We start from the raw sequence: 15,974 nt of genomic DNA on the forward strand, positions 1-15,974 counted from the left end.
TTTCACAACGCGCATTGCACCTGAAAAGTAATATTCACATGAGTAATTTATTGGTAACCCCAAAAGTCCATCTGGTTTTTGGCACATGTTCTCAACTACGGGGCCTGTACGCTCAATATACGCTGCTTTTGTCGCTATTAGTGTGTCTGTGTTCGATAGGGTTTTCTAAGATAGCCACGGCCGATACCTTTAGTTTAGAGCAAGCGGTTCAGTTGGCCATTCCACACGACCCCTTGCTAAAAGGGAATGCCTATCGTGAGCAAGGGTTTAAAGCAGACGCAGATGCAGCGTCTTATTGGTCTAACCCGCAAATGTCTGTATCGATGCAAAACTTACCTACAGATGGGTTTGCAATTGACCAAGAGCCCATGAGTCAAATTAAAGTAGGGTTTAAACAACAGCTTCCCCGCGGTGATGAAAACCACTATAGCCAAAAAAAATATCAGGTGATGGCGAGCAAAGTCGGCAGCTATGCCAAGTGAAACCATACCCCATGAAATGCGTCACGGTGAGCATGACGCAACAAGCGGCCATAACAGTGAAAGTGGCCCACAACGCGAGGGCAATAGCGACACCAAGGCAATGAATCACAAAGAGCACATGCACCATGATTGAGTCAGTCATTCGCTGGTCGGTAAATAACCGCATTATGGTGCTGCTAAGCGCGATTGTGCTGAGCATTGCTGGGGTATGGGCAGTAAAAAACACCCCGGTCGATGCCATACCTGATCTGTCAGATGTTCAAGTTATTGTTAAGGTAAGCTACCCGGGGCAGTCGCCACAGGTAGTGGAAGATCAAGTGACATTTCCGCTTACGTCTGCGCTCATGTCCGTACCCGGCGTTCAGACAGTTCGTGGTTATTCTTTTTTTGGTGATGCTTACGTTTACGTCATTTTCGATGACGATACGGACATGTACTGGGCGAGAAGTCGCGTTTTAGAGTACTTAAGCCAAGCGTCATCTCAACTTCCGCCGGGTGTAACGCCGCAGCTAGGGCCTGATGCGACGGGCGTAGGTTGGGTGTATATCTATGCCTTAGAAAATGACACTAGTCAGCCTAACGCACTGGATGCCGGGGAGTTAAGAGCACTGCAAGACTGGTTCTTAAAGTTTGAACTGCAGTCTGTACAAGGTGTGTCAGAAGTTGCCTCGGTGGGCGGCATGGTGAAGCAATACCAGGTTATTGTCGACCCGGAAAAATTGCGCGCTTATAACATTATGCCTTCTATGATTGAACTTGCGCTAGCGCGAGGCAATCGCGCGACGGGCGCGTCGGTCGTTGAAATGGCCGAAGCGGAATACATGGTTACTGCGCAAAGTTATATTCAAAGCATAAACGATATTAAACGGCTGCCTACTGGGGTTATCAAAGATGGTGTGAGTATAACCATTAACGATGTTGCCCACGTGGTCGAAAGCCCTTTAATGCGAAGGGGGGGGGCGGAACTTAATGGTCGGGGCGAAACTGTGGGCGGTATTATCGTTATGCGTTATGGCGAAAACGCGAAAGCCACTATCGACGCCATAAAAACGAAGCTCGAGGCATTAAAGGCAGGCTTGCCAGAGGGCGTTAATATTGTCCCTGTGTACGACCGCTCCACGCTTATCGATAAATCGGTAGAAACGCTCTCGAATAAGCTAATGGAGGAGCTGCTGGTAGTTGGCGCGGTTTGTGCCCTCTTTTTATTCCATTTGCGCTCGTCTGTTGTAGCGCTAATAAGCTTACCTATTGGCATACTCGCCGCGTTTATCGTAATGAAACTACAGGGGCTTAACGCCAACATTATGTCGCTGGGGGGAATTGCTATTGCGATAGGCGCTATGGTGGATGGGGCCATCGTAGTCGTTGAAAACCTGCATAAACATATTCATCAACACGCAATTTCAAGTAAACAAAAGTCGCTAAAGCCAATGCCGCTTAGCGCAGCGAAACGGTGGGAGTTAGTCATAAAGTCAACATCAGAAGTTGGGCCTGCGCTGTTCTTTTCGCTGCTTATTATTACGGTGTCGTTTATTCCTGTCTTTGCGTTAGAAGCACAAGAAGGGCGACTATTTGCCCCCCCTTGCATTCACCAAGACTTATGCCATGGCAGCGGCGGCAGCGCTAGCAGTAACGCTAGTGCCCGTACTGGCGGGTTACTTTGTCCGGGGTAAGATACGTTCAGAAGCGGAAAATCCGGTCAATCGTACGTTAAGCAACCTCTATAAGCCGGTGTTAATGCGCCTGCTTCATTATCCGCTAGCTACTGTTGCGGGCGCTATATGCCTGCTGGTTTCAATGTATTGGCCACTAAGTCATTTAGGGAGTGAATTTATGCCTGAATTAGATGAAGGTGACCTGATGTACATGCCCACCACGTACCCGGGAATTTCGGTGGGTAAAGCCAGAGAAGTTTTACAGCAAACAGACAAGCTCATAGCAACGTTACCCGAAGTGGAAAGCGTATTTGGAAAGGTAGGGCGAGCGGATACCGCTACTGACCCAGCGCCACTCACTATGATTGAGACCTTTATTCAGTTAAAGCCGAAAGCTGAATGGAGAGACGGCATGACAACAGAGAAACTTAAAGAAGCGCTTAATGCACTGGTACAGTTCCCCGGGCTCACTAATGCATGGGTCATGCCTATCAAAACCCGAATCGATATGTTGGCGACAGGAATTAAAACCCCGGTGGGGATTAAAATCGCCGGGCCTGATTTGGCGGGAATTGAAGCCATAGGTAAAGATATTGAAATGCAGCTAAAGGACGTACCTAACACCGCTTCGGTATACGCAGAGCGGGTGGTGGGCGGTCGCTACGTTAATATTGATATCGACCGCCAATTAGCGGCGCGCTATGGTCTTAGCATTGATGATGTCCACAGTATTCTGGCCAGCGCTGTAGGTACAAAAGTGGTAACTCAGTCTGTAGAAGGGCGCGAGCGCTTTCCCGTTAGCATGCGATTTTTGCAGCACTATCGCGATACACCTGAATCCTTGTCGTCAATGCCCTTTGTAACACCGAGTGGCGCTCATATTACGTTAGGGGATATTGCCAAGGTTCGAATAGCAGATGGCCCTGCCGCAATTAAAAGCGAGAATGCGCGTCTAAACGGGTGGGTTTATATTGATATTGCTTCTGACTCAGCCACAGGTATAGATTTAGGGGGGTATGTTGAGCAGGCTAAAGCGCATTTGCAGAAACACCTTAAATTGCCGCCGGGCTACTCCATTTCCTGGGCGGGCCAGTTTGCTTATTTAGAACGGGCGAAAGCCAAGTTATCACTGGTTATTCCAGCAACGCTAGCCATTATTTGCTTGCTATTATACTTAGCCTTTAAACGTTTGCGCGACGTGGCACTCATATTAGCAACCCTCCCTCTAGCCCTTGTGGGTAGCGTCTGGCTGCTGTACTTCCTTGATTTTAATCTGTCGGTAGCCGTGGGCGTTGGATTTATTGCGCTAGCAGGCGTTGCGGTAGAGATTGGGGTAATTATGTTGGTCTATTTAAAACAATATGTTGAAGATGCCCTCGCTAAGCATGAGGAAGGCATTATGTCGAATAGTCGAAATGACGCTAACGGCGATACTGAAACTGGTCGCGATAATGATAGAGCAATCGATGCATCCCTAGCGCATAGAGACTGCGTGGTCAGAAGTGCAATCGTACACGCTGCGTCGGCAAGACTTCGTCCTGTCATGATGACGTCTTTGTCTATTATTGCGGGTCTGTTACCGGTTGTTTACGCATCGGGCACCGGTAGTGAAGTAATGCAGCGTATTGCAGCGCCAATGGTGGGCGGTATGGCAAGTGCGTTGGTGTTAACGCTTTTGGTATTACCATGCGTGTTTTACTTAAGCATAACCCGCGGTAGAAAGCGCTAAATAAATGCAAAGGGAAGCGCTTATGGCTTCCCTTTGGTTAAATTGCTATTTATAGCAGGGGGCTGAAAAGGTGTTAGTGCGCTGCCGCATAGTCTTCCACCTGCTGCCATACGCGCAGAAGGTTTCCGCTTAATATTTTTTCAATATCAGTACGGCTGTAGCCTCTATCCAGCAACCCTTGAACTAAGTTTGGAAAGCTCGCCACGTCTTTAAGCCCAATTGGCAGCGAGTCGCCCACGCCGTCGTAGTCAGACCCAATGCCCACGTGCTCAACACCTATTAGCTTTACAACGTGGTCAATGTGGCCAAGCACTTCATCTAACGTGGAGTAAGGATAAGGTACTTCCTTACGGTAGGCTTTTTCAAAGTTCTCAAGTTTAGGGCTATCTTCCCCTTCTTTTTCAATCAACGCTTTACGGGCAGCTGATAGGCCTCTTCGCCATTCACCGGCCTCTTTTGATACAAAGCTAGAGCCAAAGTTAATCATGATAACGCCGCCATTCTCACCTAGCTTTTTAATCATGTCGTCGTTCATATTGCGCTCGAAACCCGGGGTAAAACGGCGAAGCGATGAATGCGACGCAATAACCGGCGCTTTTGTTAGCTCAATGACTTGGTAAAAGGCATCGTCAGACACATGAGAAATATCTAACATAATGCCGATGTTATTCATTTCTCCCACTAGCGCTTTGCCAAATGGGCTCAGTCCTTTCCACTTTCTACGCAGGTCATAAGAGGAATCTGAAATGTGATTAGCCTGGCTGTGAGCAAGAGTAATGTAGCGTATGCCGCGCTCGTAAAAGGCATTTAAGTTTGCTAAATCACCTTGAATAGGTGAGCCGTTCTCCATGCCCATTGGCAACGAAATGAGGCCTTTTTCAAACTGCGCTTTTACGTCAGAAGGGCTTTTGGCAATGGCAAATTTATCAGGCGCTCGCGCAACAATCGCTTCTACTGAGTCGATAAGTTCATGAGCGAGCTGTGTAGACTCTGGAGAGTTATCTAAGCTTGCTGGTACGTAGATACTCATAAAAGGGGCGTTTAAACCGCCCGCAACGGCACGCGGGTAGTCAAAATCGCCGTCTTCAGTTGCGTTGGTTACATCCACCCATTTTTCTTTAACGCGGTAAGGTACGTCAATATGACCATCTACGATAATGGTTTCCTTCGCGATATTTACCGCTCGTTCAGAGGCAGAGTAGGTCGGTGTTTCTGCCAGTGCGGTGTGTGAAGCAAAAAGCGCAGAGATAACTAATGCGCAAGATGAAAGTGGGAAGCGCCCCTTCATAGAAAATCCTTATTTTGTTTTTAATCGCTTAGGCCATCAGCCCCTAAAATGAATAGCAACTAGAGACTAAAGGATAATTCATACCGCGACAATAGGCTTTCCTTTCCCCTTCATTGCTCGCGTAATTCTTCAAATTCGTCGGAATTGCTCGTTTTTAGAGCGCTTGGGCTCATTCACTTAAAGTTTACATTGCAATAAAAATTTAAAACTTGTTATGGTGAAGACTGCGTGACTTCATTGCGCGAATACGGGATACTCCCAAGCGCTCCGCCAACTATCGATGGATAATATACATCAGCGCGGCCGACGTAATTTTTTAGTGGCACCCGCTCTTCTCACATAATTAAGCCGGGGCCACAGCTAACAAGTATGAGAAATAAATATGGCTATTAACTTTGTACCGCTAGATAAAGAAAAGCATAAAGACCTAAAGGTTGCGGTAAACACTTCTTTCAGTTTTGCTAAAAATACACACCTTGCAGCAGCAACAATCCGTGAGTTCGCACAACTAGCAGCAACTATGCCGCTTGTTTTCATTGAAGACACGAATGCTAAGCGCCACCACGTAGTTACTATGCTTGGTATGGAACAGGGTCAAAACCTTTTCCTAACTGGCGACAGCTGGAAAGGTCCTCACGTTCCAATGAACATCCTTCGCTACCCGTTCGACGTACGTCCTGACGGTGACAAGCTTGGTGTTTACATCGACGAAAACTCTGATCTTATTTCTGATGAAGGCCAAGCGCTATTTACAGAAGCTGGCGAAGCAAGTGAATTCCTAGATAACCGTCAGAAATTCCTAGCAGACCTTGCAAACAGCGAAATGCTAACTCAGCGTTTTGTTGCGAAAGTCGTTGAACTGGACCTTCTTGATCCAATTCAAATTCGCCTTACTTACCAAGACGGTAAGCAGCGCAATGTTACCGGCATGATGAGCATCAACGAGAAGAAACTTCTTGAGCTACCTGAAGAGCAAGTACTTGAGCTACATAAACAAGGCTTCCTAGGTGCTATTTATGCAGTAATGATGTCTGTTGGTCAGCTAAACCGCCTTGTTGAGCTTTCTAACGATACAGATAATCCAATTCGCAACATGCAGCTTTCAGCGGTTAAAGCAGAAGAAGCAGCACCTGAAGCGGCGCCAAACGCGTAATCGCTCCCTCATTTTGAAGTTCAAAAGCCCGCAAAGTTGCGGGTTTTTTTGTACCTAAAATTCACGTTCAGACTTCGTCACGTTTCGTTCAGAATCCGTTAAGTTTTAATGTCTTATCTTATGCGTAGTGTTATTACACGTTGTTCCCAACACATTTTTTAAGGACAAAAGACATGAACATCAAATCTAATAAACTTTCAACAACGCTAACCGCACTATCAATTATTACGGCTTCGGTATTTACAGTTTCAGCAGCACATGCAGCTACGCAAAACGAAGTACAGGTTACCGCTGTCGATCCTGAAGGATTCGATGACAACCTCTACGGTGCAAGGTATGTGCGCTACCTGGAAGAAGTTAGCGGAAACAGCGGCGCTTACCTTATAAACCCTTATCTTCAGCGTGTATCGAGTTTATCTGGTGGTTACGCCAATTTAGATGGTGCCGACTTTTTTAATCTTGGAGCGACGTTTTACATCGATGAAAACTTAATGTTAGCAATCGAAGGGGTTCATAGGAAATGGAACAATGGCTATGGCGAATCTGATAGCACCGACATAAATGCTAAGCTGGGTTACAACTTATCACGTGAGTGGCAAGTTGGCGCAGGTTTGACTTATCAGCACTTCAGCACTGAATATGTCTTCGAAGATGACGTGTTTGAAGCTAGCGGTAACGAATCTTCTGCATTAATTTTTACTCGTTACACAACTGTTGGAAAGGGTGGTAAAGGCTGGGACTTTATGGCCGAGTATATAGCTGAAAGTAATGACGTTTTTTATGGCTCAGCTCGTTACTTCTTCAATAAAGGTTTCAGTGTTGCTGGCTTGTTCACCTATTCAGATGCGCCAGACGGCTTTGTAAATGAGAAGGCTGTTGGAGTAGCACTCGATTATTGGGTTAATGAACAGTTTTCAATATCAGCAAGCTATGAAACGGATATTGATGGGGAAGAAAGCAGTGACGTTGCTTCACTTTCAGCATCATACCGTTTCTAAGTTAGGACACCTTTATCATCGCTATGCGTTAGCACGCGTTGATGTAAATGCAGTGAGTTAGCACTAGTCGTGTTAACTCACTCGTTTTTTAACGTGCTGATGTGGCGCAGCTGTTTGAATTACGACTCAGCATACGTGCGATACCGCTGAAAACAGCGTTAAACATAATCGTGAGATCTCGCCGCTTATTTACAGTCAAAAACAGCAGTTCATCGATTAATGACACCTTTATTTTTGCTCACCTGAATATTTTTTAATCTTTTTTACGCGCCTAATCATACACTTCCTTAAACTGCTGTATATAAAGCCAGTTTAAACCCAGTGTTTATGCGGCTTTCACGCCTTTTTTCTACTTGACAGTGGGGATCATTGGTACCTAAACTGTATCTCAGTGGGTAAATGTGGCGAATTGTGGATCAAATCATCATCACTTTGCAGATTAGTACTCAAAAAACAAGAAAACCAAGAGCAAATAATAAAAGGCTAGGGGAATGTTCCGCGGCGCTAACGCAATCAATCTGGATACAAAAGGCAGACTGGCTATACCGACGAAGTATCGTCAGTCGCTGCTGGATGATTGTCAGGGACAACTAGTCTGCACAGTCGATACACAACAAAGTTGTTTGCTACTTTACCCACTTCCCGAATGGGAAGAGATTGAGCTTAAACTCTCTAAGCTTTCTAGCATGATCCCAGCCGAGCGTCGCTTACAGCGATTGCTACTAGGTTATGCTTCAGAAGGTGAGATGGATAAAAGCGGGCGTATTCTTGTTCCTACTCCACTGCGAAGTTTCGCAAAACTCTCAAAAGAAGTCATGTTAGTTGGTCAGTTAAACAAATTCGAAATTTGGGATGCCGATATTTGGGCACAACAAGTTGAAGCTGATATAGACACCGAACGCAAAGGCGAATTTGAACTTACCGAACGATTACAGGACTTTTCTCTATGACGCAGCCTAGCGAATTTAAACACATTTCAGTATTGCTAGACGAGTGCATTGACGCGCTGGCGATTAAACCAGACGGCATTTATATCGATGCTACGTTTGGACGTGGCGGGCATTCAGCGCATATTTTAGAGGCGCTAGGTGAAAACGGACGACTCATTGCCTTTGACCGTGACCCACAGGCTATCAAGGCCGCTGAACGCTTTGCCGATGACAAGCGCTTTAGCATTATCCACTCACCATTTGGTGATATGGCTGAAGAAATCGAAGCGCTGGGTCTTACCGGCAATATTGACGGTGTGTTAATGGACCTAGGTGTGTCTTCGCCTCAACTTGATGATGCAGAGCGCGGTTTTAGCTTCTTACGAGACGGCCCACTTGATATGCGTATGGACACCTCGCGTGGTCAAAGTGCGGCAGACTGGCTAGCTAACGCAGAAGAACAAGACATTACACAGGTCATTAAAGAGTTTGGCGAAGAGAAGTTCGGCAAGCGCATCGCCCATGCCATTGTAAATACTCGCCAAGAAACGCCCATTACACGTACTGCACAGCTTGCAAAAATCATTGATGAAGCCGTACCGGTGAAAGATAAGTTTAAGCACCCGGCGACGCGTGCATTCCAAGGTATCCGTATTTATATCAATGCAGAATTAGAGCAATTGCGCGTCGGGCTAAAAGCGGCTACACAGGTATTGGCGAAAGAAGGGCGTCTTGCGGTTATCTCATTTCACTCGCTTGAAGACCGCTTAGTAAAACGTTTTATAAAGGATCAAAGCAAAGGGAAAGTCGTACCCCACAACCTACCGATTACACAGGCAGAAATTGACGCCGATAAAGTGTTAAAAGCCCTGGGTAAAGCAATAAAACCATCTGAACAGGAGATTGCGAATAATGTTCGCTCCCGCAGTTCGGTATTGCGTGTGGCAGAGAAGTTATGACCAAAGTCACGCCAGACAAGGGCAGCACTAATTTCAAATTATTGCTCATTATTGTTTCAGATTTAACCCGCAACAAGTTGCGGGTTTTGTTGTATTTAATGGTTATCACAAGTGCCATGGCCGTAACGCTTAGTAGTCACCACAATCGCCAGCAGGTCATAGCCCTTGAAGACTTAATGCAAGAGAAGGACGAGTTGGACGTTGAGTGGCGCAACCTAGTGTTAGAGCAGCGTGCGTTAACCGAACATAACCGCATTGAAAACCTTGTTGAAAAACAGTTAGAAATGTACCGACCCACCGCCGACGATGAAGTAGTGGTGAAATTGAAATGAATTCATCAAGCCCACGCCAGCGCAAGAAAACCGGAGCAAAGCAAAATGTAACGCCAAGCCTAGTGCACTGGCGCTTTGTGGTTGTGCTTGTGGTTATTATGTTCGTCTTTGGCGTACTTGCAGCCCGCGCTGCTTACATTCAAGTTATCGAGCCAGATGAGCTTATTCAGCAAGGCGACAACCGCACGCTAAGAACCCGCGATATGCCGACCTACCGCGGTCTTATAACCGATAGAAACGGTGTAGAACTAGCAGTAAGTGTTCCTGTTCGCGCCATTTACGCAGACCCCAAAATTATTCACGAAAATGAAGGCTTTAAAGAAGAACGCCGCTGGGAAGCACTGGCGGATGTACTGCGCCAAGATGTAAATGAACTAAAAGAAAAAGTGGCAAACCCCAAACGCCGCTTTGTTTATTTACAGCGTCAGGTGTCTCCAGCAATGGCAGAGTACGTTGATAAGCTAGATATCCCTGGTATTTACCTTCGTCGTGAAAGCCGCCGTTATTACCCAACAGGCGAGGTTTCAGCCCAGCTTATTGGTGTTACTGATGTTGATGATACGGGCGTTGAAGGCTTAGAGCGCATGTACGACGAGTGGTTAACGGGTACGCCGGGCTCTCGCAAAATTCGTCGTGATGCCAAAGGACGCCAAGTAGAAATTCTAGAAACCACGTCGGGCGAAAAAGCGGGCGATTTGCAGCTTACTATCGACCAGCGTATTCAGGCGTTAGCCTACAAAGAAATTAAAGAAGCCATGATTTATTACCAATCAAGCTCGGCTTCTGCCATTGTCATTGACGTTAAAAGCGGCGATGTATTGGCCATGGTCAACGCGCCGTCATTTAATCCGAACGACAGAAGTAATATCAGCCCCCATCGCATGCGTAATCGAGTGATTACCGACGCTTTTGAACCCGGTTCATCGCTTAAGCCGCTTGCGGTATTAACCGCGCTTGAGTTTGGTGAAGTAGAACCTGAGGATTCAGTTGATACTAATCCAGGCTGGATGCGGTTAGGCGGCAGTCTAGTAAAAGACTCCCGTAATTATGGCGAGCTAACGCTAGAAGAAATTATTCAACACTCCTCGAATATGGGAACGTCAAAGCTAGCGTTGTCGGTACCAAAGCACTTCTTGCTTGATAATTATTACAACATGGGGCTGATGAGTGATACCGGGCTTAACATGGCAGGCGAGAGCAGCGGTATCTTCCACGAGCGCAGCCGCTGGTCTGAATTTGAATTAGCCACACTTTCATTTGGCTACGGCATTTCAGTAACTACCGCACAGTTAGGTCGTCTTTATGCAACCCTCGCGAACGGCGGTATAAAAACGCCACTTAATATTATTAAGTCGCCGGAACAACCGTCTTGGCAGGCCCAGTCTGAACGCGTTATTAGTGAAGAAAACGCAAACGCCATTGTTCAAATGATGGAAAGCGTTACCCAGCGTGGCGGGACTGCGACAAAAGCAGCGGTACCCGGTTATCGTGTTGCCGGCAAAACCGGAACTAGCCGTAAAGCCGTGGCCGGGGGATACGGTGAAGAGTACGTCAATATTTTTGCGGGGATCGCACCGGTTTCAAACCCTCGATTAGTTACCATAGTGCTTATCAATGAACCGGGTGGCGACTTGTATCATGCGGGTGACACTGCTGCACCTGTATTTTCGTCAATCATGGGCGGCGCATTACACATGTTAAATGTCACACCTGACGATAAGCAAGTTACCTCAAGCCGCTTATTGAAAGGAGGTCAAAGTGGTAGTTAGTGCCTTTATTCAAAGTACCAAAGCATTGCTGGCCAAGTTTGGTGTAGACGCACCGGATATACGTTTTGAAGGCCTTACTTTAGATAGCCGCGAAGTGAACACACGGTTAGCTTTTTTAGCCATTAAAGGGCATGAGCGCGACGGTCGTGATTTTATCCCTCAGGCAATAAGTTTAGGGGCCCGTGTAATTCTGGCGCAAACTGACGACAGTGAAGCTCATGGTCAAATGGAAATGCGCGACCACAGCGTTATCATTTCTCTTTATGAGCTACCCCAAATGCTCTCTGCATTAGCTGCAGCCTTTTATGACTATCCCGCACAAAAGATGACAACGGTAGCGGTTACTGGAACAAATGGGAAAACCTCTACAGTTCAATTGCTTACGCAGCTTAAAGACGCGTTAGGTACGCGTAGTGCAAGCATAGGTACCCTAGGCAGCAGTGTGTTTGAAGGCGATGCGACGCAATGGTCGAACACGCCTGCGGCCAACACCACACCAGATGCCATACGTATGCAGTACTTGTTGGCAGACTTTGTGCAAAGCGAAGTGCGCCATACCGCCTTTGAGGCTAGTTCTCACGCGTTGGTTCAGGGGCGACTTGGTACGGTTAAAACCGATATAGCTGTTTTCACCAACCTTACGCGGGATCATCTCGATTATCACGGCACGATGGAGGAATACGGTAAGGCTAAGCGCTTACTGCTTTGTCAGCCTGGGTTAAAAGCGGTGGTGTTAAACGCTAACGATGATGAAAGTAATAAATGGGACAATGTTGCTGACAATGCTATTACCCGCATTTGGACGGGTATTGATGAAAGTGCTGATGGTGCGTTATTTCGCGCCCACAACACTCCTCAAAGTCGCCATTGTTTCGCCACAAATGCTTCTTATCATTCCGGTGGATGTAGCTTTGAACTGGTGAGCCCGTGGGGAAGTGCCGCCATTTCCCTACCGCTTTTCGGTAAATTCAATATTAGTAATGTGCTAAGCGCAATAGGAACACTTTTGGCAGAAGGTGAGCGTTTTGACGCGGTGGTAAAAGCGGTTAATGCGATCACCCCTGTGCCAGGGCGAATGGAAGTGTTTCCAGTACCCGGTGCTGCCAATTTGGTGGTGGACTACGCCCACACCCCTGACGCACTGGAAAAGGTGCTGCTAAGCGCCAAGTTTCATACCGCTGGAAAAGTGTGGTGTGTATTTGGTTGTGGCGGTGATAGAGACACAGGAAAGCGCCCATTAATGGGGCAGGCTGCTGAAGCTGGCGCTGATGCCATTGTTATCACCACTGATAACAGCCGTAGCGAAGACCCTGAATCTATCGCGCAGGACATTATTACCGGTTTAAAAGACAGTAGCCTTGCGGTGTCAATTCCTGACAGAGAGCAAGCTATTCGTCATTGCCTAGCGCATGCTGATAAAAGCGACATCATCATTGTGGCCGGAAAAGGCCATGAAGATTACCAAATTATCGGTGACAAAAAGACTAACTATAACGAACGTGCGGTTGTGGCGCGACTGCAACAGGAGTACAGCAAATGATAACAACAACGCTGTCATGGATAGCCGACAAGGTTAACGGAAAATTAGTAAATGGTAATGCTGACACGCAAGTGTTGGCCGTCAGTACTGACACGCGCACCATTGAAAGTGGCGCCGTGTATTTGGCGCTGAAAGGGCCGAATTTTAACGGCCACGACTTTATTGAAGCAGCCGAAAATGCAGGTGCAAGCGCAGTTATTGCCAGCGAAAACGTAACGACTTCGTTACCTGTGATATCAGTTGAAGATACCAAAGAGGCCTTGGGGTTATTAGGCGCTGCGGTTAAACAACATATAGCCCCAAAGACGATTGCCATTACCGGCAGTAGCGGTAAAACCACAGTAAAAGAGATGTGCGCTGCTATTTTAGCGCGCAGAGGCAATGTGCTTGCCACTAACGGTAACTTTAATAACGATATTGGTGTACCGCTTACTCTTCTTCGCCTAGAGCCACACCATGAATATGCCGTGATGGAATTAGGCGCCAATCACTTAGGCGAAATCGCTTACACCACAAATCTAGTGAAGCCGGATGTTGCAACCATTGTGAACGCCGCAGCATCGCACTTAGAAGGCTTTGGCAGCTTGCTTGGCGTAGCGCGCGCCAAAAGTGAAATTTTTAAAGGGTTAGACAAAGACGGTGTCGCTATTGTCAATGTCGACAGCCAGTTTGCAGAATTTTGGCAAGGCAAACTTAAACAAACTAAAACGCTAACATTTTCCCCGCAGCAGAAAAACGACGCAGATTTTCAAGCCGAAGATATCACCATTGGTCTAGATGGCTGTGCGTCATTCCACCTAGTATGCCCGCAAGGCGAAATCGCTATTCAGCTTACTATTCCTGGCGTTCACAACGTTGGTAATGCCCTAGTGGCTGCAGCATTAACGCTTCAAGTAGGCGCAAACCTTGAAAACGTGCGCGACGGATTGATTGCCATGCAGCAAGTCAGCGGGCGTTTAAATGTAAAACAGCTTACCGACCAAGTTCGGCTATTAGATGATACTTACAACGCCAATGTAGCGTCAGTTAATGCAGCAATTGATACGTTAAGTAGTTTTTCAGGCATCCGCGTTCTTGTGCTAGGCGATATGAAAGAGTTAGGGGAAAAGGCGCGTTTTTACCACGAGCAGGTGGGGGAATACGCTAAACAAAAAGGAATTAACTACCTGTATACCATGGGTGTTTTGAGTCAATCAGCCAGTGCTGTGTTTAATGAAAATGGCGGTCATTTCAGCGATGTTGAAAGTTTGTTGGCCGCAATGGAGAGTGATTTGTTAGTGCAGCAGCGCGATATTTCAATTTTAGTTAAGGGTTCACGCAGTTCCAAAATGGAACGCGTGGTAGAGGCGGTCGAGGCCTCTGCGCTGGGAAAGCACGATAGCCGTCGGGAGCGAATAGCATGTTAATTTGGCTAGCCGACTGGCTGACACAATTTGATTCAGGGTTTAACGTATTTTCATACCTTACCCTTCGCGCAATTTTAAGTACGCTCACCGCGTTGCTTATTGCCATTCTTATTGGCCCTAAGATGATTCGTTATTTGCAGCGTATGCAAATAGGGCAAACGGTACGTGACGATGGCCCTCAAAGTCATTTGTCAAAATCTGGCACGCCTACTATGGGTGGGTTGTTGATCCTTGCGGCAATCGTAGTAAGTGGTCTGCTGTGGGCCGACCTAACTAACCGATACGTTTTGGTTACCCTTACTGTAGTGGTGGCCTACGGTATTATCGGATTTGTTGACGACTACAGAAAAGTCATTCGCAAAGACTCTAAAGGGCTCATCGCCCGCTGGAAGTATTTCTGGCAATCGGTGGTGGCGTTAGGCGTGGCCTTTTATCTGTATAGCAGCGCAACCATGGGTGCTGAAACCTCGCTATTGGTGCCCTTTTTCAAGGAAGTGTTCCCGCAGTTAGGGATCTTCTTCATCATTATCACTTACTTTGCCATTGTGGGGACCAGCAATGCGGTAAACCTTACCGATGGATTAGACGGCTTAGCGATTGTCCCTACCATCTTGGTGGCAGGTGCGTTTGCTATTTTTGCCTATGTAACAGGTAATGCCAACTTTGCTGAATACCTCAACATTCCACATATTCCGCTTACCAGTGAACTGGTGATTGTGTGCACCGCCATGGTTGGAGCAGGCTTAGGTTTTTTATGGTTTAACACATACCCGGCACAAGTCTTTATGGGTGATGTTGGTTCATTAGCGCTAGGCGGTACCTTAGGGGTGCTCGCCGTATTAGTGCGCCAAGAGCTGGTGTTAATCATTATGGGCGGTGTTTTTGTAATGGAAACCTTGTCGGTCATTCTTCAGGTGGGCTCTTACAAATTGCGTGGCCAGCGCATTTTCCGTATGGCACCTATTCATCACCACTATGAATTAAAGGGCTGGCCAGAACCGCGCGTTATCGTGCGCTTTTGGATCATTTCTATCATTTTGGTATTGGTTGGTCTTGCGACCCTCAAACTTAGATAAGCGCTAAAGAGACACACATTAATGTCGTATAACGTACGTGAGCATAGTTATGTAGTCGGTGGCCTAGGTGTCACAGGTCAGGCTTGCGTGCGCTTCTTGTTGCAACACAAGACAACCGTGAAAGCGTTCGATACGCGGCCTACCTTTAGTGCACCTGAAAACCTTGATACAAGCATGCAAGCATTCCTGGCTGAAAAGGTAACTTGTCGCGCTCTTAGCGCCGATTACTTTGACGGCGTTGATACCTTGGTGTTAAGCCCGGGTTTGGCGCTAGATATCGAGCAGGTGGAATTAGCGAAACAGTGCGGCGTTGAAGTGATTGGTGACGTTGAGCTGTTTGCTCGTTTGAATACATCATTTAAGAGCGACACACCGGCGAAACGCGTTGTCGGTATAACGGGGTCTAACGGTAAAACCACGGTCACGTTGTTGGTAAACCACCTACTTAACGCATGCGGCGTAAAGAGCATTGAGGCAGGCAACGTTGGGCGAGCTGTACTTGAAGCCCTTGAAAGCGACGCAGATGTAGTGGTGATGGAGCTATCGAGCTTTCAACTTGAAACAACCTCAAGCCTAGTTCTAGAGGCTGCCACTGTGCTTAATATTTCCGATGATCACTTAGACCGCCACGGCACCCTTGAGCATTATGTTGATGCAA

The 15,974-nt window shown here is 47.0% G+C and carries 13 protein-coding genes and 1 pseudogene; 13 read left to right on the plus strand and 1 reads right to left on the minus strand.

What is annotated here, in order from left to right; all coding sequences use genetic code 11:
* The first annotated feature begins 38 nt into the window (after positions 1-38).
* From ACTRWF_RS12410 to ACTRWF_RS12420, 3 genes and pseudogenes are all read left to right on the plus strand, one after another.
* Positions 39-482: a cation transporter gene (locus ACTRWF_RS12410; protein ID WP_462835633.1), complete on the plus strand. Its 444-nt coding sequence runs from the start codon at positions 39-41 to the stop codon at positions 480-482.
* Positions 472-615 carry a hypothetical protein gene (locus ACTRWF_RS12415; RefSeq protein WP_015067835.1) on the plus strand — a complete coding sequence of 48 codons (144 nt, stop codon included), beginning with the start codon at positions 472-474 and terminating at the stop codon, positions 613-615. The genes ACTRWF_RS12410 and ACTRWF_RS12415 overlap by 11 nt, the downstream gene beginning before the upstream one ends.
* Positions 608-3,866, plus strand: a pseudogene (locus tag ACTRWF_RS12420) (efflux RND transporter permease subunit). The gene ACTRWF_RS12415 and the pseudogene ACTRWF_RS12420 overlap by 8 nt, the downstream one beginning before the upstream one ends.
* Before the next feature lie 73 nt (positions 3,867-3,939).
* On the opposite strand, the gene ACTRWF_RS12425 reads toward ACTRWF_RS12420, so the two are convergent.
* The gene (locus ACTRWF_RS12425) at positions 3,940-5,154 is read right to left on the minus strand and encodes a membrane dipeptidase (RefSeq protein ID WP_462835634.1); all 1,215 of its coding nucleotides are present in this window, start codon (positions 5,152-5,154) and stop codon (positions 3,940-3,942) included.
* 382 nt (positions 5,155-5,536) lie between these two features.
* On the opposite strand from ACTRWF_RS12425, the gene ACTRWF_RS12430 reads away from it, so the two are divergent.
* From ACTRWF_RS12430 to ACTRWF_RS12475, 10 genes are all read left to right on the plus strand, one after another.
* Positions 5,537-6,307, plus strand: a complete 771-nt coding sequence (locus ACTRWF_RS12430) for a SapC family protein (RefSeq protein WP_015067833.1) — start codon at positions 5,537-5,539, stop codon at positions 6,305-6,307.
* A gap of 173 nt (positions 6,308-6,480) precedes the next feature.
* On the plus strand, positions 6,481-7,305 hold the full coding sequence (locus ACTRWF_RS12435; protein ID WP_287150063.1) for a hypothetical protein: 825 nt from the start codon (positions 6,481-6,483) through the stop codon (positions 7,303-7,305).
* Between the two features lie 491 nt (positions 7,306-7,796).
* Positions 7,797-8,255: a division/cell wall cluster transcriptional repressor MraZ gene (gene mraZ, locus ACTRWF_RS12440; RefSeq protein WP_012519465.1), complete on the plus strand. Its 459-nt coding sequence runs from the start codon at positions 7,797-7,799 to the stop codon at positions 8,253-8,255.
* Entirely contained in the window at positions 8,252-9,193 is a 942-nt protein-coding gene (gene rsmH, locus ACTRWF_RS12445; protein WP_462835635.1) for a 16S rRNA (cytosine(1402)-N(4))-methyltransferase RsmH, read from the plus strand. The genes mraZ and rsmH overlap by 4 nt, the downstream gene beginning before the upstream one ends.
* Positions 9,190-9,525: a cell division protein FtsL gene (gene ftsL / locus ACTRWF_RS12450; protein ID WP_012519463.1), complete on the plus strand. Its 336-nt coding sequence runs from the start codon at positions 9,190-9,192 to the stop codon at positions 9,523-9,525. Before rsmH ends, ftsL begins: the two co-directional genes overlap by 4 nt.
* Positions 9,522-11,294 (plus strand): penicillin-binding transpeptidase domain-containing protein, encoded by a 1,773-nt coding sequence (locus ACTRWF_RS12455; RefSeq protein ID WP_462835636.1) that lies wholly within the window; start codon positions 9,522-9,524, stop codon positions 11,292-11,294. The genes ftsL and ACTRWF_RS12455 overlap by 4 nt, the downstream gene beginning before the upstream one ends.
* Positions 11,284-12,834, plus strand: coding sequence for a UDP-N-acetylmuramoyl-L-alanyl-D-glutamate--2,6-diaminopimelate ligase (locus tag ACTRWF_RS12460; RefSeq protein ID WP_462835637.1), 1,551 nt, complete (start codon positions 11,284-11,286; stop codon positions 12,832-12,834). The genes ACTRWF_RS12455 and ACTRWF_RS12460 overlap by 11 nt, the downstream gene beginning before the upstream one ends.
* Positions 12,831-14,240 carry a UDP-N-acetylmuramoyl-tripeptide--D-alanyl-D-alanine ligase gene (locus ACTRWF_RS12465; protein WP_462835638.1) on the plus strand — a complete coding sequence of 470 codons (1,410 nt, stop codon included), beginning with the start codon at positions 12,831-12,833 and terminating at the stop codon, positions 14,238-14,240. The genes ACTRWF_RS12460 and ACTRWF_RS12465 overlap by 4 nt, the downstream gene beginning before the upstream one ends.
* A complete protein-coding gene (mraY, locus tag ACTRWF_RS12470; protein WP_462835639.1) occupies positions 14,234-15,316 on the plus strand; it encodes a phospho-N-acetylmuramoyl-pentapeptide-transferase in 1,083 nt (360 codons plus the stop codon). Before ACTRWF_RS12465 ends, mraY begins: the two co-directional genes overlap by 7 nt.
* A gap of 21 nt (positions 15,317-15,337) precedes the next feature.
* Positions 15,338-15,974, plus strand: a 637-nt coding sequence (locus ACTRWF_RS12475) for a Mur ligase family protein (protein ID WP_462835640.1), incomplete at its 3' end; no start/stop codon positions are given.

The sequence above is a fragment of the Alteromonas sp. G5_S2_22_S1 genome (genome assembly GCF_054968525.1).

Coding starts and splice junctions, on each gene's coding strand:
- ACTRWF_RS12455 (WP_462835636.1), top strand. CDS start 9,522: ATGAATTCATCAAGCCCACGCCAGCGCAAGAAAACCGGAGCAAAGCAA.
- ACTRWF_RS12415 (WP_015067835.1), top strand. CDS start 472: ATGCCAAGTGAAACCATACCCCATGAAATGCGTCACGGTGAGCATGAC.
- ACTRWF_RS12425 (WP_462835634.1), bottom strand. CDS start 5,154: ATGAAGGGGCGCTTCCCACTTTCATCTTGCGCATTAGTTATCTCTGCG.
- ACTRWF_RS12465 (WP_462835638.1), top strand. CDS start 12,831: ATGATAACAACAACGCTGTCATGGATAGCCGACAAGGTTAACGGAAAA.
- ACTRWF_RS12430 (WP_015067833.1), top strand. CDS start 5,537: ATGGCTATTAACTTTGTACCGCTAGATAAAGAAAAGCATAAAGACCTA.
- ACTRWF_RS12435 (WP_287150063.1), top strand. CDS start 6,481: ATGAACATCAAATCTAATAAACTTTCAACAACGCTAACCGCACTATCA.
- rsmH (WP_462835635.1), top strand. CDS start 8,252: ATGACGCAGCCTAGCGAATTTAAACACATTTCAGTATTGCTAGACGAG.
- mraZ (WP_012519465.1), top strand. CDS start 7,797: ATGTTCCGCGGCGCTAACGCAATCAATCTGGATACAAAAGGCAGACTG.
- mraY (WP_462835639.1), top strand. CDS start 14,234: ATGTTAATTTGGCTAGCCGACTGGCTGACACAATTTGATTCAGGGTTT.
- ftsL (WP_012519463.1), top strand. CDS start 9,190: ATGACCAAAGTCACGCCAGACAAGGGCAGCACTAATTTCAAATTATTG.
- ACTRWF_RS12410 (WP_462835633.1), top strand. CDS start 39: ATGAGTAATTTATTGGTAACCCCAAAAGTCCATCTGGTTTTTGGCACA.